Genomic DNA, 25,896 nt, shown 5'->3' on the forward strand with positions numbered 1-25,896 from the left:
CCCGAAGCTCACGCCCACCTCGTCGAGCCCCCAGTCGCGCTCCACGCGCTCGAAGCGCAGATCGCCTAGGTTGCGGAACGCGAGGTTGCTCTCTTGCATGACCGGGCTCGAATTCATGATACGCATACGGGCGCTGGGATGCTCCGCTCTGAAGATCCGCTGGCGCAGATCGTCATTCTGAAACTCTCGCACCATGCCGTTGGTGACGTGCAGATCGATCAGCCCGTCGCAGTCGAGATCCTCGAAGCGCACCGACCAAGTCCAATCGGTACGGGCCAGCCCGGCCAGCCATGCAGCTTCCATGGTCACGCCCAAGCCCGTGTTGAGATGAAGCACGTTGAACATGAACTGGGGGGCGCCCTCTTCGCCTTCGTTGACATCACGCATGGTGTATCGAGTGACTCCCATGCCTCTCATATCCATTTCATGGTCTGTCGGAGCCATTTCTGCCACCAGCACGTCTATGTGACCGTCGTTATTCACATCGCCAAGATCGGCTCCCATGGATGAATGCGTTTGACGACGCACGACCTGATCGACCACTTCGACAAACCGGATTTCGCCGTTGGCGCACTCGTTGCGATAGAGCTGGTCAGGCGCTGCGAAATCGTTGGCCACCAGCAAATCTGGCCAGCCATCCTCGTCGTAGTCCCACCAAGTCGCGGAGTGGCCTAGGGTTTTGCCGCTAACGCCCGCTTGCTCGGTCACATCCTCAAAGTATCCGTCTCCAGTATTCAGATACAATCTATCGCGACTGCCTTCCGGACTCTTCCTGGCATCGAGCATATTGGTCTGCACATAAACGTCCAGCCATCCGTCGCGGTTGAAATCGCAAAAGTGCCCCATCCCGCTGGCGCTCGTCAGGTCAAGTCCTCGCCCGCCCTCGGCTTCCAGGAAAGTCCCATCTCCTTGATTGATGAAAAGCTGATTTGGAGCATCGAACCGGCAGACGTACAAGTCGAGCCAGCCATCATTGTCGACGTCTGCAAAGGCGGCGCCCTGTTTCCAAACGCTTTCTCCCTCCGCTTTATCATCGGAACCAAACCAGCCGGAAACCGAATCGAGCCATCCGCCTGACTTCTCCCCAAGCCCAGCCTGCTCCGTTACCTGCTCAAATCTCCAGTCACCAAGATTTCGATACAGTTGCGATTGGCCTGTTTTGTTGACGAGAAACAAGTCCACGTTTCCGTCCTTGTCGTAGTCGGCTACCGCGACGCCTGTTCCGATGGCGCCAAGGGCGAACTCGTTATAGAGCTCGTTCCACATTCGCGAATCCGCGTATTCGTTCACCATGGAAATCCCCAGGGCTTTCGGATCGAGCTTGGTGAAGAGCGTTTTCCCTTCGCTCTGGGAACGCGGATCCAAAGCGTAGGCCTCCAGACCAGGCATCGACTCGACCGACTCTGTGGCGCTGCAAAGCCCTGCTCCGGCAAACAAGGCTGTCATTGAAAACATACTACGCATCATCATACGAAGAAATAGAGAAGGCATCGGCAGAAACGATTCGTCATGAGAATAAAAGGACAATGGAGAGCCGGTCCAGTTCATCCGGCTTTCGAACTAGGCGATCCTTGAAATTGGGGCTTTGATTGCAAACTGGTTCGGACCGAATCCCTGAGCAGATCAAAAAAAAAGACGCCCTTGGCCTAAACCAAGGGCGTCGAAGAATCAAATCGGTCAGCCAGTCTAGAAACTAAACGTATTTCTGACCGACCATGTCCGTGCCGGGGCTATGCGGTAGCCAGCTGGTGTACCATCTGGTTGCACCGTGATCGGAATCAATCCCTCATCTGAGAACGCGTTTCTCACGTTGAGCTGGATTCTCCAATCTAGCCTATCGGTGAGCGCCTTTTCATAACCGACCCAAAGGTCCACATTCGTCTCCGATGGTCCTGTATATGGGTTGTCGATTTCGAATCCGGCACTACCATCATCCTGATAGAATGGAGGATAGCCGATAACGATTTCGTCCTGCCAGCGTAGACCACCACCAACACTCAGGCCCTTGAAGGCGCCATCCGTGAAGTTGTAGTTGGTGATCGCATTGGCACGCCACTTACGAAGCTCAGGAACGTTAGTGCCTTCCTGCAACGCGCGCTGGGTCCACTCGGAACCAACGTTACCGTTCCACTGGAAGAGCGCGGTTTCATTACCAGCGCCACCCCACCAGATACGGAGGTCGCCTGCAGCGGTTGTATTCAGAGTTTCGCTGTAAGCATTCATGAACTCAGCGAGGTTTGCACCACCGATATTCTTACGAGACGCTTCCGTCTTGGCCGCATTGAACGCAATGCTCCAGTTTTCAGTCGGGTTAGCGAGAAGCTCAAACTCATAACCTTCAGAGGTGCTGTCTTCTGTCAGAGCAAATCCGTTTGGAGCACTCGCAGACATTGTTTCACCTCTCAAAGGAGCTTCCAAGTCGATCCCCCAAGCGGCATAGAAACGAGGGTCGACTTCGCCCTGCCACTGACGCCATGCAGCGATTGCCGCCGCCTCACGGGCTTGAGCGTCTTCGAGTTCCTCGCCAACGTCCACACCGTAGTTGTACATGGAGTTGCCAGGATCAGGATCCTCTACAGCATTATCGATCGTGTCACCAGTCCAGTCATACTCGAAGCGGTTGACCCAATTTCCGGACCAAACCTGAGAGTTACCGATGAACCACGCGCCGTCGAGACCACCGCTGTTCGCGTTGGTCGCTTCAGTTTCATACTTGTTCACGCGGAGCGAGTAGCGGCCGTCCTTGGTCGCCAAGATGAGACCGATATCTTCGGTTTCACCTTGCGGCAGAGGAATGCCCTCTCCGTACACATCCGTACGAAGCGCTTCCGGCTGGAAGTTGGTGGAGTGGCTGTAGCTCAGGGAGATGTCGATCGGAAGGCTGTCATTCAGGAACTCGTTCAAGTGAGCGACTGCGCTCCAGCTAGTCGATGTTTCTTCGACAACACTGTAGCTAGCATCCGGCGCTTGAAGGTTGTAGACGCTGGGATCGAGGTTCAGATGCTTGTACTGGAGCAAGTAACGAGCTGCACTGTCGGTGTTTTGGGAATGCTCCCAACCTTCAGCAGTGTCCTCACGACGACCGTACGTACCGACGAGAGCTCCTCCGAAGAGGTGTCCCTGCCAAACGAGGGCCTTGGTCTCGACCTTGCTTCTCTTAAGCTCAGCGCTTGTGGTGAGAAGATCACGATTGGCTTGAGAGTCTTCAGCGTGGGTTACGTTGAAGGGTACTGGTCTCCAACCAACGTAGTTCGCTGGATTCCTGCTCTGGGTCGAGTAGTAAGGACCACGATCGTCCGGATCATCGGGATCCCCTTCTTGGAAGAGAGGATGATCGGGGCCTACGTGGTAGTTATTTATCCATTCGGCCGCGGGATCGACGTATCCTGCCGCATTCGGATCGAGCGGATGCGCCCAAGTCGAATCAAAGGCCATGATGGTGCCTGAGTTCGGACGGTAGCGCGTCTTGGTCGCTGGCAAGTTAGCGCCCGAGAGACTGCTGCGATTGCTCAGGTTCGGGCCCATGTAGATCACCGTATTGACGGCAAACAAGTTGCTGTCGAAGTCAGCTTCGGAGGGCTGTGGAGCGATGAATTCACGATACGCCTCATCTACGATGGCATAACGCAAGAAGTTGCGTTGGTCCGTATCGCGTTCATCACGGCCAAGCAGACCAGTGAAGGTATGCTTGCCGAGCAGCTTGTTGAGGAATGAGTCGCTATCGTTTTCCTGGAAGTCGTAGGTCGCGAACGCCGTCATACGGGTAGCGCTACGATCAGACAGGAACGTATTGTTGCCGAACTGGCCACGGTCGCTGATGAACGCACGGCCCACGTTTGGATTTGGAGTACCGTCCTGGAATGGCTCACCATTGAGTCCTTCGGGAGTACCATCCGCGTGAACAGCCATCATATCGATGTAGATGGCCTGTTTAGAGCCAGACAGGAGGCTGTACTGCCCATTGTCGTAGCTCTGCGTGTGGTGCGACAATTCCCAACCAACCTTGTTGTTCAGGTAAGTCTGAGCCAAGCTGGCCTGGAACATGTCGAAGTTCTGGAACTCGTTCTTGTTCGGACCATCTAGGAGGTTGTTGTAGAAGTCGAATGCAGTCGGATCAGTGATCTGGTTGTTCTTGTAAACACCGAGATCAGCGTACGGCTGACCGGAGTTGAACGCCCAAGCCGACTGAGTCGCGATTCCCACCGGACGGTGGAACGACACGATCCCTTGGTTGGGAGTAACCACGCCCTCTTCGTTGATACCACGGCGCTGCCGCCATTCCTGCAACCAATAGGTGGGATTTTCCGGATCGCCAGTGAAGTAACCGAGCGGGCCACCAAAACTATCAGCGAAGTTGCCGACGTATGGATTGTACGCTGGGTTCGGCTGACCTGCATTCGGTCCACCATTGATGGTGGGACGCTGCTGGCCATGGTTCGGACGACCTGTGTTGTCATCCTGCACCTGGAACGGGTTGTAGGTAGCGCGATTGATGTGATTGAAAGTGCGAGTCCCGTCTCCGTTTTGGTAGGTGCCAGAGTAGAACCAAGGGCTGATCAAGTCGACTGGTGGCAGGGAGCGAGGGTTGTTGCTCTCTACTTCTCCAGTTTCGAACTTGGCCTTGAAGTTCGTCGTCATGTTTTCCCCATTCAGGAAGCTTGGGTCGTAACGCAGAGCGGCGAACAGTCGCTCGTCGAGATTGTACGCGGGATCCTGCTTGAACTTTTCGTCGTCGCGAAGGGCCGTGATACGAATCGCAAGTTCATCCTCCAGGATGACCTTGTTGAAGTCGAACACGGTGCGAAGACTGCCGTGTTCGTCGAAACGAAGTTCCACTTCCCCTTCGTTCTCCCACGAGGCGTTCTTAAGCCCGACGTTGATCAGACCGGCAGGACTTCCCAAACCGAAGAGAATCGAGTTAGGACCTCTCTGCAGCTCGACGCGGTCCACGTTGTATCCATCCCAAGGAATGTCGGAGATGAAGTAGTCGCGAGAGTTGTCGGCGTTGGTCAGTCCGCGGACACGCGTGTTCGCGTTCGGGTTGATGAACTTGCTCGACTCGTCGAGAAGAGCCGAGTCGCCGGCCCCTGCATAGTTACCCTCGATACTGCCTACTTCCGTACCGACGGTGTACTGCAGAAGGGTCGTGTTGTCCGTGGCGCCGGTGTCCTCGAGAAACTGCTCCGTTACCACCGAGATGGCGCTACCAACGTCGCGCAATTCGGTGTTGAGGCGGTTACCAGCGAGGGTGGAGACGGCTCGATAGCCCCCTCCTTCTTCTGCCGTCACCTCAAATGGCGACAGCTCGAATATTTCCTCTTCCTCATCTTCTTGAGCATGGACAAGAGGGGCTACTAGGAGCATGGCGCCGCAGAGCATCGTCCGGGTGCCGTACCTAGGTAGGTATCTATTTGTCTGTTTGATATGTTTGTTCATGGTTGTCTTTGCGGTAGCATGGAGCCTTCGCCACATGAACGGGCCGAAATAAAAAGCGGCCGATCCATGGCGAAAGCGCCAAAGAGTCATCAGGGTGCGGGGTAGATCGTACTCAGGTAAAGGGGCATGTAAGTTGCGGCAGTCTGAAGATTTTCCGAGGTAGCGTCAGCGAGGAAAATCAGAGACCTAGATCTTCGAACGAAGGCCATTGAAAGGGCCGCTATTTAGGGGTGTCAAACTTTATGGCCGGGCGGGACTCCTCAATCATTTAGACGTTCAAAGAAATCCTAAACATTTCGTATTACGTTGTCATACAGCGACTTGGAAATCTGTTTTGTAAAAACGATTTAACGTTAGAAAACCCTCGTTTTCTCTAGATTTCAAACTTCTATGAAAGCGTCCTTACTCACACATTAGAATAGTGGATACCCCGAGATTTTCAACCGGAGACAAACGAAACTCATGATGAAAAAAGCGCTAAATTTGGTGGTCGGAGCGCCAGCTTCAGGTAAAACCACCTTCGCTCGAAGGCTCGCGACTCGGCGCAAGGCGGCGCTATTCGACATCGACGAATGCACCGAAACCTTGGTCCGAGCGGCGCTGACGGCCATGGGAGAATCGCCCGACGATCGCGACAGCCCAGTCTTCAAGACAACCTTCCGCGACCCGATCTACCAGAGTCTCATGGACATGGCTCGAGGCAACCTCGGCCATGTCGATGTGGTCGTCTGCGGACCTTTCACCAAGGAGATGCGAAATCCAAACTGGCTGCAGGATGTGCAAGCGCAAATCGGGCTGCCCTGCTCGGTCCGGGCCTACTTCGTATACTGCGACTCCGAGGTCAGGCGCAGCCGAATGCTCGCTCGCGGAAACCCGCGCGACGCATCCAAGCTGGCGGACTGGAGCGCCCATGAAGCGTACTACTTGGGAAGCCCGTCCCCTCTCTACCCCCATGTCGCGGTCGATACCGCTAGCGAGGAATCGATCGAGCGCTCCCTGAGGGTAGACTAAGCGCCCACTGCCATCGTTCGCTAGCTACCGGATTGCTCCTGCTGCAAGCGCTCGATATATTCGCTCACGTTGCAGGTGAGCAAGCGGGTGCCGTCCTTGCGGACCTCGAGCACCTTGTTCACCAAGGGGTCGAGAAAGTCGCGGTCGTGGCTCACCAGAATCACCGTGCCATCGAACTCGCGAATCGCGTCCTGAAGCGTTTCCTTGCTCAAGATGTCCAAGTGATTGGTCGGCTCGTCCAAGATGATGGTATTGGCCCGCCTCATGAGGATCTTAGCCAGCGCCAGTCGATTGCGCTCTCCACCGGAGAGCACCGTGGTCGATTTGAAGACGTCGTCCTTGCGAAACAGCAAGGCGCCCAGGACGCCGCGTGGATTGGTATCCTCGTGCCCGGCTTCGGCAGCCGCTTCCTCGACCTCCTCGAGCACGGTCTTTTTGGGGTCCAGCTCCTCGGCTTGCTGCTGGGCGAAGTAAGCGAGCACCGTATTGATTCCTACAATACGCTCCCCTTCTTGAAACGGCTCCACTCCGGCGAGCACGCGAGCCAAAGTCGACTTGCCCGCGCCGTTGACGCCCACGATCGCGATGCGGTCCCCCTTGTCGATGTGGAAGTTGAAATTGTCGAACACCGTGAGGTCGCCATAGCGCTTCGACATCCCAACCAGCTCGATCACCTTTTGACTGCTCGGCGGCGGTTCCGGAAAACGGAAGAAGATCTTCTTCTCGAACTTCGGCAGTTCGATCGGTTCGATTTTCTCCAAGGCTTTGATTCGACTTTGCACCATGGAAGCCTTCTTCACGTTGGAACGGAAGCGATTGATGAAATCCTTCTGACGTTGGATCTCCTTCTCCTGATTGGCCTTCTGCTTGCGGAGGGCATCCAATCGGGCCTGCGACTCCTTCACGTAAAAGCTGTATCCACCTTTGTAGGACTCGATGCTGCCCATGCTCAAGTGAAGGGTGCGATCTGTCACCGTATCCAAAAAAGCCCTATCGTGCGAGATCACCATGATGGCCCCCTCGTATCGGGTGAGGTAGTCCTCGAACCAGTTTTGGGCGATGATGTCGAGATGGTTGGTCGGCTCGTCCAGCAGCAGCAGCGATGGCTGGCGCAGCAGCAGCTTGGCTAGGGCGATACGCATCTGCCACCCGCCGGAAAACTCTCCCGTATCGCGATCGAAGTCGCTCTTCTCGAAACCGAGGCCCATCAGCACGCGCTCGATCTTGGACTTCATCTTCTCCGGCTCGTATTCCTCCAGCTTGTGCTCCCAGCCCCCGATCGTGTCGATCATGTCATAGTACTCCTCGCTGCTGGTATCCATTTCGGCCAGTTTCTCGTCCGCCTCGTCGATCTTGGCTTGGAGCTCCAGGGCGTCGTCGAAGGCGGTCTCCACCTCGGCGTACAGACTGCGTCCGCGAACTTCGATGCCATCCTGCGGCAGGTAGCCTAGGGTGACCCAATCGGGCCTTTCCAATTCTCCCCCATCGATCTCCACTTCGCCAAGCATAAGCTTGAGCAGGGTGGATTTGCCCGCCCCGTTGGAGCCAACGAGTCCAATGCGGTCACGCGAGTTGATGGTCAGCGTGACATCACCGAAAATGACTTTTTCACCGTAGCGTAGATGGAGATTCTTTAGACCGATCATAACTGAAAAGCGGCGACCTTAAGAAGGCCGTATGAAAAAACAACGGCTCATTCGAAAAAATGAGCCGTCAAAGTAAAAATGGGTGAAGCGCCTGGGAAGCTAGTGAGCGTGCCCGAGCTCGTAGCGAGAGGACATGAACTCGGTGAGCGAGATCCAGGACTTCCACATGGCGTGCAGCTCGTGCTTGAGCTGCCTCACCTCGATCTCGAGCAGTTTGCGACGCTCCTCGGTGGCGTTTCGCATCTCCTTCAGCTTGGCCATCAGGGCCGCCGCCTTCGACTCGAAGCTTTCAGAGAGGTGCTCCAATCGATGCTGCAGCTCCTTCGAGGTCTCGTCCAACTCCTGCCGGATGCGATCCATGAGCAAACTCTTGTCCTTCTTGACCAGGATTTGGCGCAGTTTCACGTCGTTTACCCAACGCAGATCCGAAACCAGTCCCAGCTTCGAAGAGAGCCAGATCAGCCACTTGGTGGGATCGAAATGGTACCAGCGAACGCCGTTGCGGTAGTCGTTCGCCATGGTGTGGTGATAGTTGTGGTAGCCTTCTCCGAAGGTGAAGATGGCGAGAATCGCGTTGTCCACCGCGGATAGCTCCTTGGCGTAGGTGCGAGCGCCCCAAACGTGGCAGAGGCTGTTGATGAACCAAGTGCAGTGGTGAATGGCGAACAACCGGGCCACGCTGGCGAACAGAGCCGCCACTGGATGCATGAAAAGACAGCCGAGGCCGAAAACCGCCAGATTGACGAAAGCCGTCATCAGGATGTAGTGGCGATGCTGGAACATCACGCGAGGATTCTTCATCAGGTCCTTGACCAGTCGCTCGTCTATCGGCTCGTCATAGGTGAACATCCACCACATGTGGGCATACCAGAAGCCCTTCTTGATGCTGTACGGGTCCTTGTCGGTATCCACGTGGCTGTGATGGATGCGGTGGTCGTGCGACCATTGCAAAGCCGAGGCTTCCACGGCCAAGCTCGAAGAAAGCAGGCAGCCCCACTCGTAAACCGGTTTCGCCTTGTAGGTGTTGTGTGAAAACAACCGATGGTACCCCGCCGTGATGGAAAAGACCGAAATCGCCCAGGTGACGGCGAAAAAGATGACGGACGCCCAGCTGAAATGCGGCAGGTACGCCGGCACGAGAGCGATCAGCAGGACGTGGTAGCCTGCTACAAATGCGAAAATTCCCCAGTTCTTGATACTCATTGGATAGTGACGAAAAGCGATAAGAGGGCATGCATTCACGCCCATGGCCAGCTTATCTTGTCCATAAGATAATTATTTAACAACTTTCCCTGAGCCTCGTTCCACGACTTATCGGCTTTCGTCCGGGCAAAACGATTGCCATGCCCTGCGATCCGCGCCACCCACAACGCGAATCGTACAAGCCATGCTCCCAGACGCGAAAGAAATCAAAGGCCTCCTCTTCGACATGGACGGCACTCTCATCGATCACCTAGCGACCTTGACGCGCTGCTTCCAGCTCGCCTGTTCCGAGCTCGGCTACCCGGAGCCCTCGCTCGATCGCGTGAAGCGAACCATCGGCGGCTCCATGCCGATCACCATTCAGAAGTTTCTCCCCCCCGAGAAGGTCGAAGATGGCAAACGCATCTGGACGGACGCCTTCGAGCGCTTCCACCTGGAAGGTGTCGTGGTGCTGCCAGGAGCGGAACGGTTGCTGAACCTTTGCCGCCAAACCGGTCGCAAGACCGGCGTATTCACCAACAAGACCGGTCGCCACACCCGGGCCATTCTGGAAAACGAAAACCTGCTTGGCCTGGTGGACTTCGCTCTGGGAGCCGAAGACACGCCCTACCGCAAGCCCCAGCCGGAGTACTCCCAAGCCGTCATCGAAACGATCGCCCTTCCGGCCCCCCAAGTCGCCATGGTGGGCGACTCCCCCTTCGATATCCAGGCCGCTCAAGCCGTCGGCATGCGCTCGCTTTGCGTCACTACCGGCTCCCACACCCGCCAGGAGCTCCAAGAGGCCGGCGCCGATCAGGTTTTCGAAACCATGGAACAGATAGCCGACTGGCTGGAGAGCTAGATTCATTTTCATTCTCACCCCCTTCCCCGCGGCAGGCCACACCCAGGGCCACGCATTTCACGTAAGACCACAACGCTGCAGTCTAGCGCCGGGCTCCTAGGCGTCTCCTGGGGCGCGAGGCGCAGCTAAGGCTCGCGTTGCAAGATCCCGCTTGCCGCGGGGGCGCCCATGTCTTCTTTTGGAGCCACCTTGCCAAGCTCCCCGCAAAACTCCGATTCCCTTTCCGGCGTCCTGGAACGCATCATCTTCTTCAACGAGGAAAACAACTTCACCATCGCCGAGCTTCGTCCGGAAACCGGCAAGGACAAGGTGACCATCCTTGGACCGCTGGGCGGCGTGCAATGCGGCGAAACCCTGAGCATCCAAGGAGCCTGGTCGAAACACCCGACCCACGGCCCGCAGTTCAAGATCCAATCCTTCGAATCTCGGCTGCCCGCCTCCATCTACGGGATACGCAAATACCTGGGCAGCGGACTGGTGAAAGGCGTTTCCAAGGGTCTCGCCGAGCGCATCGTCAAGCGCTTCGGCAGCGATACCCTGCGCGTCATCTCCGAGGAATCTGCCCGACTGCAGGAAGTGAGCGGCATCGGCAAGCAGAGAGCCCGCTCCATCAAGGAAGCCTGGGACGAGCAGGTCATCCAGCGCGAGCTCTTCATTTTCGGCCAGACCTATGGGCTCACACCCTCCCTGTGCCTTCGCGTCTTCAAGCAGTTCGGGACCGAAGCCGTATCCGTCCTGCAAAACGAGCCCTACCGGGCGGCCCGCGAAGTGCACGGAGTGGGTTTCAAGACCGCTGACAAGATCGCCATCAACACCGGCGTCCCAAACGACAGCCCACAGCGCATCGACGCTGGCATCGAGTTCGTGCTGCAGGAGCTGCAGGACGAAGGCCATACCGCCTTCCCTATCGAGGAACTGGCCAACCAGACCTCCGAAACGCTGGATACGGACGTCACTCTGGTGCAGGACGGCATCGAACGGCTGCTCGAGTCGAAATCCATCTGGAAAACCGATTCCCACAACGGCATCGCCTACGCCCAGCTTCCGCACAATTTCTTCGCAGAGGAAAAGATCGCCAACGCCGTCCGGCGCCTGAAGGAGACGCCCAGCGGCTTGCCGCCCATCAAGCGCGAGATCGCCGTGGACTGGGCCCAGGAAAAGGCGGGTTTCGAGTTCGGCGAATCGCAAAAGGAAGCCGTCAAGGGCAGCCTCGCCCACAAGGTCTTCATTCTCACCGGCGGTCCCGGCACCGGCAAGACCACCATCCTCAGAGCGGTCGTTTCCATCCTCAAAGCCAAGAAGGCCAAGATCCTGCTCGCCGCCCCCACCGGCCGAGCCGCCCAGCGACTGTCGGAATCCACCCGAGCCTACGCCCAGACCATTCATCGCCTGCTCAAGTTCGATCCGGCGCAGGGCGGATTCGTGATGAACGAAAACAAGCCGCTCTCCGCTGACGTGGTCATCGTAGACGAAGCCTCCATGCTCGACGCGCGCCTCGCCGCGGCGCTGTTCCAAGCCATCCCATCGAAGGCTCACCTGATCCTCGTCGGCGACGTTGATCAGCTACCGTCCGTGGGAGCGGGAAACGTTTTGAAGGACCTCATCGCGTCGAGAACGATTCGCTACGTGACGCTCGATGTGGTGTTTCGTCAAAAGAAGTTCAGCAGCATCGTTCACTACGCCCACGCCATCAACCGCGGCGAAGTCTCCTTGCCGACACCACTGGAAGACCCGCGCCAGCTCGACCCGAAAAAGGACTTTCAGTTTCTCGCCGCCAGCGACCAGCAGGACGCGGCCAACAAGGTCGCCGCCGTCTTCAAAGACTTCATCGCGGGCGAGCTGGCCCTCGATCCGATCTCCGACGCCCAAACCCTCGCCCCCATGCACAAGGGCCTAGCAGGTGTGGGCAACCTCAACCAGACCTTGCAGGAAACGCTCAACACCCGCAGCGAGGCCATGCCGTTCGGAAGCCTCAAGTTCAAGGTCGGCGACAAGGTCATCCAAACCCGCAACAACTACGACAAGAACGTCTTCAACGGCGACATCGGCATCGTCAAAGCCCTCGACGGCGTCAACGGACTCATCGACGTGGACTTCGACGGCACCGAAGCCACCTACGACAAATCGGAGATGATCGACCTGCAGCTCGCCTACGCGGTGAGCATTCACAAGTCTCAAGGCAGCGAATACCCGGTTGTGGTCATCCCCCTCCTGAAAGCCCACTTCATGATGCTGCAGAGAAATCTGATCTACACCGCGGTGACCCGCGGAAAAAAGAAGATCGTCATCGTAGGCGAGTCCGCGGCCTACGCCATGGCCGTTCGCAACAGCGACGCCAAGTCTCGCTGCACCTTGCTGCAGGAGTTTCTGCGCTAGACGGCGCGCTCGCCCGCCCTTCGCCCCCTACACCTTGCGGAAGGCTAGGGTCACATTCGCTCCGCCAAATCCGCTGCTGTTGCTCAAAGCGACTGCGGGCGCGACCGCTTCGGTTTCGCGAATCACATTCAAGTCGCCAAAGACCGGGTCGAGCTCCTTCAGGTGGGCCGAGCCAGGCGTGATGCCTTCTTTCATGGAGAGCGCGACGAAGGACGCCTCCAAAGCGCTCGCCAGCGAAAGCCCATGCCCAGTCAAGGCCTTGGTGCTGGACACCTTCGGTCGGTAGCCACGCTTTCCGAAAACCTCCGTCAAGGCCTTGCCCTCGCTCAAGTCGCCGATCACGGTCGAGGTCGCATGGGCATTGACGTAATCGACCTCGCCCGCTTCCAGACCGGAGCTCTCAAGCGCTCGCCTCATGGCCTCGATAAGGCCTAGCCCTTCGGGGTGCGACATCGCCACGTTGTGGCCATCGCTGGCCTGTCCCCAGCCGAGAAGCTCCGCGAACGGGGCCACCCCTCGCCGCGTCGCCTCCTGCTCGCTCTCCAAAACGAGCACCGCTCCCCCGCCCGTGCTGACAAATCCATTCCGCTCCTTGTCGAACGGACACGACGCCCGCCCAGGATCGTCCTTCAACGACAAGGCCCGCATACCGGCAAAAGGAAGCACGCTTTCGTCGTTCAGGTCCTCGCCAGCCACCACGAACATGCGCTTCTGGCGCCCTAAGGCGATATCGTCGAACGCGTAGCCCAAGGCATGCCCCGACGAGGCGCAGGCGGACGAGAAACCACAGGAGTTTCCTCGGATCTTGAAGGCCGCCACAAGATTGAAGCTCAAAGTGCCAGCGATAGAGGAAACAATGCCCGTCGGAGGGCAACGCATGGGACCGAGCTGATGCATGCGCGACATGTTGTTGTGCACCAGCCGCATCGAACCGCCGGACGCTGTGTACATGCCAGTATCCAAATTTGAGATATCATCCTCCTGCAACCTGGCCGATTCGATGGCCTGCTCGAGGGCTGCGTAGGCGTAGACGCCATGCGGAGGCAGAGAGCGCAGCTTGTCGCGGCGAATCCTGTAGCGGGACGGAAACTGCCAGTCCTCGAAGTCGCTCGAACTCAGGTCGAAATCCTTCACCGTTCCAGCGAGCTTGACCTCGCCTTGCAGCTTTTCGTTTTGAGGGATGAAAGGGGCGAACCCATGGGACAGGTTTCGCAGGCTCCGCAGGACGCTGCTCACGTCGTTGCCGATGCTGCTGATCAATCCAATGCCTGTTACAAAAACCCGTTGTCGACCCATAACGCTATTATCGAAAAGATGATACGCTCGCTAGAGCAATCGATCTCTTCCTCACAAGTCGAGGTTTTATCCTCATCCCCGGGAAGTCGCCCCGAGTCGCGAAAAAAGCGAACGGCTGCAATCCGTTCGCCATCAAAGCCCGCGAGCTCCTTCTCAGGACGCGGCAGCGCTTTCGCTGGCAGTCTCGTCAGCGAAGACCAGGGTGATCTCCTCCGCGGTGACCGCTTTTTCGTCACCCACCATGATCTTGCCCGAGTAGACCACCATCGGATCGCGGCGACGCTTCAGCTCGATCGAAAGAGCCAGGGTTTCGCCAGGACGGCAAACCCTATGGCAGCGCACTCCGTCGGCCCCAGTGAAGTAGATGGAGAGCTTATCCGCAGACGTCTCGCCTGCTTGCGTCTTGAGGAAATGAAACACGCCGAGCTGACCGAGCGACTCCAGCATAATGGACGCGGGAAAGACCGGATCGTGCTTGAAATGCCCCGCCAAAAAGGCTTCCGAACCGGAAATCTCGTACACGCCGCTAGCCGTTTCCCCAGAAATCTCCGCAGACTGCAAAAAGAGAAACGGCTCCTGCTGGGGCATCGTCGCCGCGACCTGCTCGATCGGGTAGAACTTGGCGCTTTGAACAGTCTCCTCCCCGGTGATCTTGGACGCGATGAAAACCTTGAGGTCGCCTACCGTACGTAGATCCCACAATTCCTCATTCTTGATGCTTACCCCCAGCGATTCCTCCACCATCATGATGGCCTCGAACATGGTGAGCGAATCAAGGCCCAAGTCCTCCATGAACTTGACCGAATCATCGCCGTTTTTGAGCACGTCCACCATTTCCGGCTCCAAGAATCGCTCCACGATCCCCAACACCACAGTGGGCACAAGAGACACGTCACCCGAAGATTTGAATGCCAAGGCAGCCTCGATCGTCTCGGGCGAGCAGCGTTTGAGCGTCTCCCTCAAGACCTCTTCCGCAGACGGCTCCGCCGCTTGAGATGTAACCTGTTTGTTTGTTGCCTCGTTTGACATTTCTGCCGCTAAGAAAGGTCGGCCCCTTCAGAAAGTAAACAGCAAAAACCGATGGCGCTTACCTTTGAGAGAACGCCCGCCGATTCGCTTTGCGCTCGCCAAACCGCATAGTTCCCTATGAATGGAGGTGAATTAGATTGATTAGCGCAAATACTTAGCATGCAATCTGCTCCCGTTGCACCCGCAACGCCAAACGCTTCTATGGAACTCAGCTCCAACGCACCCATACTCATCCTGACCCACGAGTTCGCGCCGACCAAGGGTGGCATCGCCACCTTCACCGAAGAGATGGCGCGGGCCGCGGTGCAGCTGGGGCGCAAGGTGGAGGTCTGGGCCCCGCGCGGGTGCGAAGAGCGAGGAGACGACTACCCCTTTCCGGTGCGACGGCTGGACCTGAAGGGGTCGCAGGACGTCTCCTGCCAGATCAAGCTAGTGCGCGAGCTCATTCGCCAGCGCCGCCGCGTGCGCAAGGCCATCGTGTACATCTGCGACCCTGGCCCAGTGCTGGCCATGTGTTACCTGCAGTTCTTCAAGACCTTCAAACCCGGCAAGCTCATCCTCACCTTTCACGGCTCTGAAATAAAGACCTTCGCCGCAAATCCCGGCAAGCGCATCGCGGTCAACCAGCTGATCAAGCGAGCCGACCGCATCAGCACCCCGTCCGAATTCACCCACGGGCTGCTCAAGTCGAACTTCCCCGGCGCCAAGAAAAAAACCTTCCTCACTCCCGGAGCCCTGCGCTCCGATTTCGAGGAAATCGAATCCCGCAACGCCCGCTCCTCCAAGAAGGTGCACATTCTCACTGTGGGGCGTCTCCACCCCCGCAAGGGCCAGGCCTTCATCATGCAGGCCCTCGCCCAACTGCCTCGCCAGCTGCGCCGTCAAGTCTCCTTCTGGATCGTCGGCACCGGCAAGAAATACGGCTACGAGACGCAGCTGCGCCAGATGGCGGAACAGGTCGACTTTTCGGTCACCTTCTTTGGCGACGTCACCAACGAGCAGCTGGAGGACTTGTACGCCCGGGCCGACCTCTTCTCCATGACCAGCGTCAACTTCCGCAAGAGCGTGGAAGGCTTCGGACTGGTCTATCTGGAAGCCGCGGCCCACGGTCTGCCCATCGTGGCCCACAAGGTCGGCGGCGTGGCGGAAGCGGTCTCCGATGGTGAAAACGGCATCCTGGTAGAGCCGGAAAACCTCAACCAGCTCAGCGAGGCTTTCGCCCAGCTGATCCAAGACCGCGAACTGCGTCTCAGAATGGGCCGAAACGGAAAGCGCTGGGCCCGACGCAACAACTGGATCCAGTCCGCCGACCTGCTTTTCAACCGCTGGGACATCAGCATCGATCCATCTCTGGAAGAACCGGAGGACGCCCTGCAGTTAGTAGAGGCTTGAAATCGCCCTGTCCACCTGCCCTCCTCGTGGCATGATCGAAAGCGTCTCCGAAATTCAAGTACGCTACGCGGAAACGGACATGATGGGCATCGTCTATCATGCCAACTACCTGCCTTGGCTGGAGATCGGACGCACCAACCTGCTTCGCGAAAATGGCCTACCTTACAAGGAGCTCGAGCAGCGCGGCTTCCTGCTGCCCGTGCTCGAAGTAAACCTCAAGTACAAGCAGCCAGCCCGCTACGACGACCTCGTCACCATTCGCACCCGCATGGCCGAAAAGCCCTTTCTGCGCATCCGGTTGGACTACGAGCTGAGCCGCGGAGAAACCCTATTGGCCAGCGGCTACACCGTGCACGCCTTCATGAACAAGGACGGCCAACCGGTGAAGGTCCCCGCCTTCTTTCGCGACGCCATGGCAGACGCTTTCGCTGAAAAATCGTAGCCGCGCCGCCACTACGCGCGCTTCCCTCTCTACCCGCGTAGCCGCGTTTCCAGCAAACGCGCCCCTTCAGCAGTGCTCCGCCAGCGCCTGGGGATCGGTTTCCTTCGCCCGGGCCGACGCCAGCCGCTCGCGAGCGCTCTCCTTTCCGACCAATCGGTACACCGCCCACACCGCATGGGCCCGCACGAGCGCCTCGGCATCGTCGGCAGCCAGTCCCTCCAAAGTTTCGAGCACCTGCTCGAGAAAAACCTCACGCCCCACGCCCTCCGGCCACCAATCCTCGCACACCAGCAGGTTTCCAGCAGCGACGCAGGCGTTTCGCTTCAGTCCTCGCAGCTTGGTCCGCTTCATAGGCATCTTGCGGAATGTTTCGCGAAAGGTTTCGACATCCATCCGCAGCAAATCGAGAAGACCGATATTCGCGATTTCGTAGCGCGTCTCCAAAAGCTGGGCACGCCCCGCTTTGGCGAAACGGTTCCAAGGGCAGACATCCAGGCAAATGTCGCAGCCAAACACCCGACCGCCCATGCGTTCGCGAATCTCGTGTGGGATGAAACCTCGATTCTCGATGGTCTGGTACGAGATGCAGCGTCGCGAGTCCACCACGCCTGGCTCCACAATCGCATCCGTCGGGCATGCATCCAAACATCGGGTACACTTTCCGCAGAGGATCCCGACATCCGGCTTCTCGATCCGTTCGCCGTCCGACTTGGAACGCAGCGGGGGATCCGGCTCGAATTCCAAACGGCAGTAGATCGCGCTGAGAAACAGCCAGTTGCCGTGCGTCTTAGAGATCAGCATGCCGTTCTTGCCTTGCCAGCCCAATCCCGAGCTCGCCGCCCATCCACGCTCCACCACCGGTCCGGTATCCACATAGTAACGGTAGTCGCGCGGCCCCAAAGCGAACCGCTGCTGCAGCAGCTCGCCCACTTTCTTCAAGCCAACCAGCAATGTGTCGTGATAATCTCGATACAGCGAATACTTCGCGAATCCCGTCTGGGAGCGGGCCTCCGTTTCCTCCCTGGGCAGGTAGTTCGCGCCCAGCAGAATCGCGGACTTCGCTCCCTCCAGCACCAAGTCCGGATTCTTCCGCTTTTCCAAAGACCGGGCATACCAGTCCATGTCGGCATGGTAGCCTTTCTCCACCCAAGCCCGCAACGCCGCATCGTCTACCTGCCCCAGACGGGCGAAGCGCGCCTCGTCAAAACCGATTTCCCGAATCGAGGCCCGTAGCTCCTCCTTCTGGCGCGAACCGATCATAGCTTGCGCTGAGCCGCTTCCAGCTTATAGGAGCGACACACGTGGGCCACCACATCGTTGACGTGACGCCCCTCGGTGAGGATCTGCACGTGGGCCTGCCGATAGATCGGATCGCGGGCCGCCATCAGCTTGGCGATTTGCGCTAGCGGGTCCTCCACCTGCAACAGGGGGCGGTTCGAATTGTGGCGCGTGCGCTCGAACACCCCTTCGGCCGTGGCGATAAGCGAAAAGACCAAGCCCTTCCCCTTCAAGGTCTCCATCATTCCGGGCTGGATCACCAAGCCGCCTCCGCAGGCGATCAGGCAGCCTTCGCCAGGGTGGCCGTTTTCCACGAACGCGCGCTCCATTTCGCGAAACGCCGGCTCACCGTCCTGAGCGAAGATATCGGGAATGCTGCGGCCCTGCTGGGCTTCGATGGCGTGGTCGCTATCCATAAACTCCAGGCCAAGACGCTGCGCGGCCAGGCGGCCCACAGTGCTTTTGCCAGTTCCCATAAATCCTGCGAGGTAGAGGTTCGGTTTGCGCTTCCGGTTCATAACGAGCAGTCTTGCACCCATAAAGTCCCGACACCTAGAGTCTACTCTATAATCCGCGTGCCGCCCAACCCTTCAAGCCACTCAACCGCCCCCCGCTCCAGCTACGACGCCCTGATCTTCGGCGGCGGACTCGCCGGCTCGCTTCTGGCGGAGCGCTTTCTAGCAAGCGAAAAACGCGTACTGCTCGTCGACGATCCCAGCAAGTCCAGCTGCTCTCGCGTCGCCGCAGGCCTGATCAATCCCATCGGAGGCAAGCGATTGAAACGCGTCTGGCGAGCGGAGGACCTTCTCCCCCACGCCCTCGAGGCCTACTGCCAGCTAGAGGCGAAACTCAAAACCACGATCTTCCACCCCCGGCCCATCGCTCGACTCTTCGCCAACACCCACGAAGCCCAGCTTTGGCAGAAGCGCATCGCAGACCCGGCCTACCTTCGCCAGACCCGCTCCCTGAGCGCCCTCTCGTTGCCGAAAGCGTTTTCTAGCGATTCCGGATTCGCAGTGATGGAGTCTGGCTACCTCGACACCAGCTCCCTGATCGAGCGCTTGCGCGACGCCTTCCGGTCGCGAAGCGCTCTGCTCGAGCAAAGCTTTCGCTACGAGGACATCGAGATCGGGCCAGACAGCATTCGCTATCAGGAACACAGGGCTCCCATCGCCGTCTTCGCCGAGGGACACCTCGCCACCCGCAACCCCTGGTTCTCCTTCGCCCCCTACAAGCCAGCCAAAGGTCTGATCGCCACCGTGCGCCTATCGCCTGAGCACGCACGAGACTTCTGCACCAACTCGCCGATCGTAATCAAATCCAAGTTCATCGTGCCGCGCCACGACGGCCGACTGATCGTCGGAGCCACCTATCGATGGGACGACGCGACGGATTCTCCCGATCCAGAGGGCGAAGCGGAACTGGCGGACTTTCTCGATGATCACTTCGGTAGCGGAAACTGGTCTTTCGAATCCGTGCAGGCTGGCGTTCGCCCCGCCACCGCGGGGGCCTATCCGATCGTCGGCCCGCACCCCACGCTTCCGCAACTCCTATCCTTCAACGGATTTGGCAGCAAAGGCTCCCTGCAGATCCCCTTCTTCGCCGACGCATTGCTGGAGCGGATTTATGAAAACAAGGACCTTCCGCCCGAAGTCCTGCCCAAGCGCTTCATAAAAGCTCCAGCTCTCAAACCAAGGCGTTGGATCGCCACCGAGGTGGTTCGTGAGGTGATAAGCCATCACGTGAATCCCGGAGAAACCGCCATCGACGCCACTGCAGGCAACGGGCACGACACGGTGTGGCTGTGCGAAAGCGTCGGAGCCAGCGGTCATGTATTCGCATTCGACCTACAAGCGCCGGCCCTCGAAATAACGAGGGGACGCCTTCGCAAAAGCAGCCTCGCCAAGCGAGCGACCTTGATGCAGCGCGGCCACGAAACCATGCTGGATTCCATCCCCCCCGAACACCGCGGCGGGATTTCAGCGATCGTCTTCAATCTCGGCTTTCTGCCCGGTGGCGATCTACAGGTCGTCACCCAGCCCAAAACCACGCTGCAAGCCCTGGATGCGTCGATGGTTCTGCTGAAGCCGGGAGGAATGCTCAGCATCACGCTCTATCCCAGCCATCCGGGTGGCCAGGAGGAAGTGGATGAAGTCCTAATCTGGATACAAAGGCTCGCCTCAGATCAAGCCGAGGTTTGCTTCGAGCGGCACCCCACCGGCAACCGCAACTCCCCCTATCCCGTTTTCATCAAGAAACGCTCGCTCGCGTAAGTTCGAGGATCCTCGCTTCGAATTCCGGATACGCAGCGATCAAGGCCCCGCGACTCCCGATCTCAAACCCCTTCCAATCGAATCCCGGCGTGACCACGCAGCTCATGAGCGTCCAACCGTGCGACCCGCCCAAAATCGGTTTTCCGCCAAACCAGCATCCTGGCTGAAACACCAGATGCGGGCTCTGCCCCTTGTGGAGCTCGCGCCCGAGAACCTGCGTTTCTCCCACTCCGTTCTCGCCCAATCGAAACACCTCGAAGGCATCGCCATCGAGAAAAAAGAACTGCTCCACCGCATCGAGGCGATGCAAAGCGGAAAAGTCCTCACGCGTGAAAAGGGCGTAGATCGTAGTGCTCGAAGGACGACCTGCATCGGCCGTAGCGCCCGTGTGAATACGTTTGAACCAACCTCCTTCGTGATCGAGACGCTCCAGCCCGAGCCTTTCGATGATCCCCTCACTCTCTATCGAAGCCATAACGGTCCTCTTCACTAGCGAGGAGCTTCGCAATTGCAACTCGAGAGCTGGAGCTCGCGGCAAGAAATCGATCCGTATCCAGAAACAAGGAGCCGTCGCGCTATCTGACGATGTACTTCCCGAGAAGGTAGGCATTCACACTGCTTCGCTCCGCAGCCGTTAAGGCGCGATTGTATACAAGAACCGCGGCGATCTCCATAGACACGTTTCCGAGTCCTCTTATTTCCTCGCCCAATACGATAGATCCAACCGACGTCTTGTAGGAGTGGGCGAACTTCGCGATCTCCGTGCCGTTTCGATAGAGGGTGCCGACGCTGGACGACAGCATGCCCGACTGCACCAACCAGCCGCCTCCATTTCCTACGGTTGTGGATACCAGGTCGTTCCCCGTGCCCCAGCCTTGCAGGACAAGCTCTCCTCCCGGCTGCTTGGCGACCAGCCCGAAGGCAGCGTTGCTCGCCCCGGAGCCATAGGAAAAACCAGCCCAGGCCGATCCACTGTTGTATTTCGCCACCAGAAAAACCGTTCGATTGGCATTGCCAAGCGGCAGGTCCTTGATGGGTTCCAAAGCGTGAATCCGGGCCAAGCTGTCGTCGACGCCGTCGAACCTGACGCTCGCCTGACCAGTTGGGGTCCCCAAGGCCACACGAACCGGATTTCCTTCCGAAACAAGATCGTTGCCTCGACCGGATAAATCACGCCAGACCGTCACCTGCCCATTGGAATCAGTGAAAAGGGACTGGTCCGACTCCAGTTGAAATACCAAGCCCGAAGTCACCGGGACTGAGATGGGATTTGTAATCGTTATCTGAATACTCGAAGACGAACTCGCGTTCATGCTATCGCGAGCCGATGCGCTGATGGTATGAAGGCCAGGAGAAAGCGAACTCACCGAAAGGGAGGCCCCCGTTCCCAACAACCCATCCACACTCGACGTCCACTGCAAGGTGGAGCTCAGATTGCCATCCTCGATATCCTGAGCGGTTCCGGAAAAGGCTACTGCCGCCCCTCGCAAGAACGTCGATCCTGTCGCAGGATTCGAGATCACCACCACCGGCGAAGCGTTCGAGGTGATGTATTTAGTAGTCAGATACGCACTCACCTTGGCTCGCTCCGCTGCGGTCAATGCTCGATTGTAGATCAATACCGCCGCAATCTCCATATCGGCGTAGCCGAGACGAGCAATCTCCTCCCCGATGACCAGCCGAGTCAAGGTGGTCGCGTAGGTGTGAGTGAATTGGGAGACAAGCGTCCCGTTGCGGAATAGCTTGCCCACACCCGATTCCAGAAGGCCTTCCTGGACCTGCCAGCCGCTCGCCTTCACGGTACCAGTCAGGTCGTTGCTTCCACCCCAGCCCTGCAACGACAACTCCTGCGTCGCGGGTTTAGCGGTCAGGCCAAAGGCCTTGTTGCTCGATCCCGTTCCATAGGCCACGCCTGCCCAGACGGGCGAGCTGTTGTATTTGATGACTGCATACATGGTTCGGTTAGCGTTTCCAGTGGGCAGGCCACCCAGAGGACTCGTCTGATGCGAGCGCTCCAGCTTGTCTCCGTCACCATCGAAATGGATCGCCGGCAACCCGGAAGGAGTTCCGCGAGCGACGAGCACCGGATTTCCCATCGCCACCAGGTCGTTGCCCAGTCCCGACTGGTCCAGCCAGCCAGCGACCGTGTTTCCGGGACCGGCGGCTATGTTACGGTCCGATTCCAGCTGTAGCACCAGCCCATTTAGCGGGAGTCCGCTGGCAGGATCCAGAGCGATAGTGAAAGAAACCGAACTGGAGGCGGAGGCGCCTTTCGAATCAGTCACCGAGGCCGTGACGACATGGGTGCCCAGGGGAAGCGTCGAAAGGGTTATGGGAGAACCCGTCCCCAGCATTCCGGAAAGCTGAGAGCTCCAAACGATCTTGCTGGTCAGGGAACCATCTTCCGGATCGTTAGCCGCCGCCGAGAAGGAAATTGATTGGCCCAACGAAAACCCGCTACCCGAGGCCGGACTAGTGATGCTGACGCTGGGAGCCTTGTTCGCCAACGAACCGTACCGAGCCAGGAGATAGCTGTTGACCGAGCTTAGCTCCCCTGCCTCCAAGGCCCGATTGAAAACCATGATCTCCGCCACGTCCATGTTCAGATTCTTCGCTCCGTCGAGCTCCTCTCCCACGCGGACCGTCCCGGAAGCGGTCGCGTAGGTGCGCGTCGCAGTTCCGATCGGCTTGCCGTCCCGGAATTGACTGACCACTCCATTCTTGAGCACTACGGTATGGGTCAGCCAACTACCGATGCCGTTCTCGGCGGGGTTCGACGCGACGTCATTAGCTGCGCCCCATCCCTGTACGCCGAGCGTTCCTGCAGCGGTCAGCGTGGCGCCGAAGGCGGCGTTTGTCTTTGGCGCTCCGTAGGCGAATCCAGCCCACCCGCCCCCTGTGTTCGTCGCATTGTAGCGAACGAGCATCACGATCGTTCGGTTGGCGTTCCCTGTTGGAAGCCCGGCGGCGCTCAAACTGTAGAGGGCGTCGGCCACTCCGTTGAAGCGAATCGATGGTTTTCCGTTGGGGGCGAGCGCTTGCAGCTGAGGAGCGCCTGCCGCCACGAGATGGTTCAAGTTGCGCGACTGATCTTCCCAGGTGGATACAGCGCTACCGTTTTTCACCACCCCTGAATCAGCCGACAAGTGCAGGGCGAGAGCATCGGAGGGAATGCTCGAGCACAGCCCATTGGCAACGTACTTCGCAACCAATAGGGTATCGGTAGTCGGAACATTGAAGACCTGTTGCGGGGCGCTTACGTTGTTCGACCAACCGGCAAACTCGTAGTTCGTTCCGTTCACGCATGCGGTTTGAGGCGCGGTGATCGTGTGGTTGAAGTTGACCAGCGTATCCAAAACGTAAGGAGCTGCCTTGGCGGTGTTGCCGTCGACTTGAATCAGCATCCCGGTGGGCTCGCTTCTCAGGTCGATGTTGGCCTTTTGAGGATAGACCTCGATGGTAGAGGTAGCGCTCAAGCCGCTGGAGTCGGTGACCGTGAGGTAGCAGCGGTACAAAACATTGCCGCTGAATCCTTGCCCTTGGTTCGGGATGGGGAAGCTGATCGATTTGACTCCCGTGACTGGTCCCATGGAAGGATGAGCGTTTCCTGGTCGGATGAAGAGCACCGACCAGCTGTATCCACTGGCGGCTACGCTGCCGTCCTCCGCATCGGTAGCGTTGGCGGAGAACGTTAGCGTATCGCCGTATCTGAATACATTGTTCGTCGAGCCTGGACGGCTGTTGCTCACCGTCAGCGAACCAATGATCGGTCGGGTGCCAACCTCCACTTCGGTCGTAGATGCGGCGGTCGAAGTCGGATCCGAGACCTCGAGCGTAGCCGTATAAAGCCCATCGCGGGAATAGGTATGCGTTACCTTCCTACTCACTCCGTCGCTCAAGCTCGCCAGGCTGGTAGAGGTCCCATCGCCGAACCGGATAAGGTACTGCATAGGGTGCTTCTCAAAGTCGCTCGCCTTGAGGGTGAATTCCGTGACAAGCGGCGAAACGCCAGACTTGGGCGTCGCCTGAAAGCTGGAGATGACCGGCCGATTGTTTCCTCCTTCGTAAACGTAGCGCCGCACTGCCCCCAGCACGGAGGGATTGCTCTGTCCGTAGGCCCCTCCCGAGTCGGTAAAGCTCACGTAGTATAGAGCTCCATCAGGTCCCGTATCCAAGCAAGTGATACGACCAACCGGAGCGAGATCGAATCCGTAGCTAATGGCGTCCGGGTTCTTGATCGAAATAGCCCCTGGGCTAGGATTCGGCGCGATTCCCCCTTTCGCGTCGAACTTCAAATAGCGAATGAAGTCGCGCGTCGAATCGGCGTAGAAGTAGGCGCCTTGATACTGGGCTGGAAACTGGTTGCCCCGATAGACCACGCCCCCATTGATGGCAGAGGTGTTTCCGCTGTGGCGATACGCGAAAATCGGCTCTCCGACTGGACTGTCGATGCTGTAGCCAGGAAAGTCGGTGAACGGCGGCAATCCTTCCACCGTCGGCCATCCGAAAAAGATCCCGTCGAAGCGAAAGTTGTCGCCCGCCGTCCCGTAGTCGTTGTCCACGATCTCGCCGGTAGCAGGATCGTAATCGATAACGTGCAAATCCTCCCAGGCGATGGGCTGCTCGTTTCCTCCCACCTCCGCGATATAGAATCGGTTGGAAGGCAAGTCCCACCGCGCCCGAAACGGATTGCGCAGACCGAAGGCGACAACGCTGTCCACGTTGGGACCGTTTCCGTCCCTAAACGGATTAGTCGCCGGGATGCTGCCGTCCTTCGCGAAGCGATGGATCTTTCCGCCGGCATGGGCGAGATCGAGGGCGTAGGAGCCTTGGAAATGGTCGCCGGTGGCGAGCCAGAGGTTTCCATCCGGGCCGAAGTCGAGCCCGCCACCGAAATGGCAGCAGGAATCGTAGCCGTCGGTGTCCTGCCAGATGATCGTTTCGCTAGCGGGGTCTCCCCGACTGGCAAGCCCGCCGCCGTTTTCCAGATGCCTGAATCGAGCCACGCGAGCCTTCGCTCCATTAGGGCCTTTTTTCGGGGTGTAGAAAAGATAGATGTACGGCTGGGCCGGAAAGGCTGGATCGATGGCTACATCCAGCAGGCCGCGTTCCTGATCGGCATTGATCCCGTCGACGTGCGAAGACGCAGCCAAGTTCAAGTAGACCTGGTAGCTTGCAGGCCGCGACGCGGTGTTTACGATCAAGATGGTGCCCTTCTTCTGCAGCAGCAGCATTCGGCCATCCGGCAGGAAGCGCAGCGAAATCGGCTGGTCCAAGCCTTCCACGACGTTCTCGAGAACGAAGCTAGCCGGCGGAGCCCCATAGACTGCAATCGCTTGAGCGATGAGGACATACACGAGTCCAACCCGCCTGAGGCAGGTCCATAGATTGTGACGCATACGAAAAAGTTGTAGGAGTTGGCTGAAACCGATTAGCAGCCTCGCTACCAGATTCCGATCTAGCAAACTTGGTGAAATGGATCACCTTAATTATATCTCGATACCTCGCGAATAACACGAGTGTTTCCACCAAGAGAAGTCTCATTTCATCCCTTGCGTACCCAAGTTTTCGATACTGGAGAAATCAGAAATTCCCCGAGGACAAGTAAAAAACCAGGTCTTCGAGGTTTCGAACTGGGCCCTTTTCCAGCACCATGAAGCGATTTTGGGGCGC

Annotated in this window: 16 protein-coding genes; 6 read left to right on the forward strand and 10 right to left on the reverse strand. The window is 58.2% G+C overall.

The window, feature by feature from the left end; all coding sequences use genetic code 11:
- Positions 1–1,446, reverse strand: a 1,446-nt coding sequence (locus QEH54_RS21205) for a VCBS repeat-containing protein (protein ID WP_309020726.1), incomplete at its 3' end; no start/stop codon positions are given.
- Between the two features lie 240 nt (positions 1,447–1,686).
- A complete protein-coding gene (locus tag QEH54_RS21210; protein WP_309020727.1) occupies positions 1,687–5,436 on the reverse strand; it encodes a TonB-dependent receptor plug domain-containing protein in 3,750 nt (1,249 codons plus the stop codon).
- A gap of 462 nt (positions 5,437–5,898) precedes the next feature.
- Here QEH54_RS21210 and QEH54_RS21215 point away from each other — a divergent pair, with 462 nt between their 5' ends.
- Positions 5,899–6,447 (forward strand): AAA family ATPase, encoded by a 549-nt coding sequence (locus QEH54_RS21215; RefSeq protein ID WP_309020728.1) that lies wholly within the window; start codon positions 5,899–5,901, stop codon positions 6,445–6,447.
- 20 nt (positions 6,448–6,467) lie between these two features.
- Here the strand turns inward: QEH54_RS21215 and abc-f are convergent, their stop codons facing one another.
- Together abc-f and QEH54_RS21225 are read right to left on the reverse strand one after the other, a co-directional pair.
- Positions 6,468–8,093 (reverse strand): ribosomal protection-like ABC-F family protein, encoded by a 1,626-nt coding sequence (gene abc-f, locus QEH54_RS21220; RefSeq protein WP_309020729.1) that lies wholly within the window; start codon positions 8,091–8,093, stop codon positions 6,468–6,470.
- Between the two features lie 99 nt (positions 8,094–8,192).
- Positions 8,193–9,296, reverse strand: a complete 1,104-nt coding sequence (locus QEH54_RS21225) for a fatty acid desaturase (protein ID WP_309020730.1) — start codon at positions 9,294–9,296, stop codon at positions 8,193–8,195.
- A 184-nt stretch (positions 9,297–9,480) separates the two neighbouring features.
- Between QEH54_RS21225 and QEH54_RS21230 the strand changes: the two genes are divergently transcribed.
- A complete protein-coding gene (locus QEH54_RS21230) occupies positions 9,481–10,137 on the forward strand; it encodes an HAD family hydrolase (RefSeq protein ID WP_309020731.1) in 657 nt (218 codons plus the stop codon).
- A gap of 168 nt (positions 10,138–10,305) precedes the next feature.
- Positions 10,306–12,513: an ATP-dependent RecD-like DNA helicase gene (locus QEH54_RS21235; RefSeq protein WP_309020732.1), complete on the forward strand. Its 2,208-nt coding sequence runs from the start codon at positions 10,306–10,308 to the stop codon at positions 12,511–12,513.
- 27 nt (positions 12,514–12,540) lie between these two features.
- On the opposite strand, the gene QEH54_RS21240 is transcribed toward QEH54_RS21235, so the two are convergent.
- Together QEH54_RS21240 and QEH54_RS21245 are read right to left on the reverse strand one after the other, a co-directional pair.
- Positions 12,541–13,809: a beta-ketoacyl-[acyl-carrier-protein] synthase family protein gene (locus QEH54_RS21240; protein WP_309020733.1), complete on the reverse strand. Its 1,269-nt coding sequence runs from the start codon at positions 13,807–13,809 to the stop codon at positions 12,541–12,543.
- A gap of 153 nt (positions 13,810–13,962) precedes the next feature.
- On the reverse strand, positions 13,963–14,838 hold the full coding sequence (locus QEH54_RS21245) for a phosphopantetheine-binding protein (protein ID WP_309020734.1): 876 nt from the start codon (positions 14,836–14,838) through the stop codon (positions 13,963–13,965).
- A gap of 201 nt (positions 14,839–15,039) precedes the next feature.
- On the opposite strand from QEH54_RS21245, the gene QEH54_RS21250 reads away from it, so the two are divergent.
- Positions 15,040–16,230 carry a glycosyltransferase family 4 protein gene (locus QEH54_RS21250; RefSeq protein ID WP_309020735.1) on the forward strand — a complete coding sequence of 397 codons (1,191 nt, stop codon included), beginning with the start codon at positions 15,040–15,042 and terminating at the stop codon, positions 16,228–16,230.
- Between the two features lie 31 nt (positions 16,231–16,261).
- Positions 16,262–16,672 (forward strand): thioesterase family protein, encoded by a 411-nt coding sequence (locus QEH54_RS21255; protein ID WP_309020736.1) that lies wholly within the window; start codon positions 16,262–16,264, stop codon positions 16,670–16,672.
- A gap of 66 nt (positions 16,673–16,738) precedes the next feature.
- Here the strand turns inward: QEH54_RS21255 and queG are convergent, their stop codons facing one another.
- Together queG and QEH54_RS21265 are read right to left on the reverse strand one after the other, a co-directional pair.
- On the reverse strand, positions 16,739–17,932 hold the full coding sequence (queG, locus tag QEH54_RS21260; protein ID WP_309020737.1) for a tRNA epoxyqueuosine(34) reductase QueG: 1,194 nt from the start codon (positions 17,930–17,932) through the stop codon (positions 16,739–16,741).
- Positions 17,929–18,468, reverse strand: a complete 540-nt coding sequence (locus QEH54_RS21265) for a shikimate kinase (protein WP_309020738.1) — start codon at positions 18,466–18,468, stop codon at positions 17,929–17,931. Before QEH54_RS21265 ends, queG begins: the two co-directional genes overlap by 4 nt.
- A gap of 57 nt (positions 18,469–18,525) precedes the next feature.
- Between QEH54_RS21265 and QEH54_RS21270 the strand changes: the two genes are divergently transcribed.
- Positions 18,526–20,223, forward strand: coding sequence for an FAD-dependent oxidoreductase (locus QEH54_RS21270; RefSeq protein ID WP_309020739.1), 1,698 nt, complete (start codon positions 18,526–18,528; stop codon positions 20,221–20,223).
- Here the strand turns inward: QEH54_RS21270 and QEH54_RS21275 are convergent.
- Entirely contained in the window at positions 20,201–20,698 is a 498-nt protein-coding gene (locus tag QEH54_RS21275; RefSeq protein WP_309020740.1) for a cupin domain-containing protein, read from the reverse strand. The two genes, QEH54_RS21270 and QEH54_RS21275, sit on opposite strands and share 23 nt — an antisense overlap.
- 100 nt (positions 20,699–20,798) lie before the next feature.
- On the reverse strand, positions 20,799–25,622 hold the full coding sequence (locus QEH54_RS21280; protein WP_309020741.1) for a PQQ-dependent sugar dehydrogenase: 4,824 nt from the start codon (positions 25,620–25,622) through the stop codon (positions 20,799–20,801).
- Between the last annotated feature and the right edge of the window lie 274 nt (positions 25,623–25,896).

This window comes from Pelagicoccus sp. SDUM812003, assembly GCF_031127815.1.
Taxonomy (GTDB): Bacteria; Verrucomicrobiota; Verrucomicrobiia; order Opitutales; family Opitutaceae; genus Pelagicoccus.

Excerpts from the sequence above, each read along its gene's own strand:
- QEH54_RS21210 (WP_309020727.1), bottom strand. The coding sequence starts at position 5,436 with ATGAACAAACATATCAAACAGACAAATAGATACCTACCTAGGTACGGC.
- QEH54_RS21215 (WP_309020728.1), top strand. The coding sequence starts at position 5,899 with ATGATGAAAAAAGCGCTAAATTTGGTGGTCGGAGCGCCAGCTTCAGGT.
- abc-f (WP_309020729.1), bottom strand. The coding sequence starts at position 8,093 with ATGATCGGTCTAAAGAATCTCCATCTACGCTACGGTGAAAAAGTCATT.
- QEH54_RS21225 (WP_309020730.1), bottom strand. The coding sequence starts at position 9,296 with ATGAGTATCAAGAACTGGGGAATTTTCGCATTTGTAGCAGGCTACCAC.
- QEH54_RS21230 (WP_309020731.1), top strand. The coding sequence starts at position 9,481 with ATGCTCCCAGACGCGAAAGAAATCAAAGGCCTCCTCTTCGACATGGAC.
- QEH54_RS21235 (WP_309020732.1), top strand. The coding sequence starts at position 10,306 with ATGTCTTCTTTTGGAGCCACCTTGCCAAGCTCCCCGCAAAACTCCGAT.
- QEH54_RS21240 (WP_309020733.1), bottom strand. The coding sequence starts at position 13,809 with ATGGGTCGACAACGGGTTTTTGTAACAGGCATTGGATTGATCAGCAGC.
- QEH54_RS21245 (WP_309020734.1), bottom strand. The coding sequence starts at position 14,838 with ATGTCAAACGAGGCAACAAACAAACAGGTTACATCTCAAGCGGCGGAG.
- QEH54_RS21250 (WP_309020735.1), top strand. The coding sequence starts at position 15,040 with ATGGAACTCAGCTCCAACGCACCCATACTCATCCTGACCCACGAGTTC.
- QEH54_RS21255 (WP_309020736.1), top strand. The coding sequence starts at position 16,262 with ATGATCGAAAGCGTCTCCGAAATTCAAGTACGCTACGCGGAAACGGAC.
- queG (WP_309020737.1), bottom strand. The coding sequence starts at position 17,932 with ATGATCGGTTCGCGCCAGAAGGAGGAGCTACGGGCCTCGATTCGGGAA.
- QEH54_RS21265 (WP_309020738.1), bottom strand. The coding sequence starts at position 18,468 with ATGAACCGGAAGCGCAAACCGAACCTCTACCTCGCAGGATTTATGGGA.
- QEH54_RS21275 (WP_309020740.1), bottom strand. The coding sequence starts at position 20,698 with ATGGCTTCGATAGAGAGTGAGGGGATCATCGAAAGGCTCGGGCTGGAG.
- QEH54_RS21280 (WP_309020741.1), bottom strand. The coding sequence starts at position 25,622 with ATGCGTCACAATCTATGGACCTGCCTCAGGCGGGTTGGACTCGTGTAT.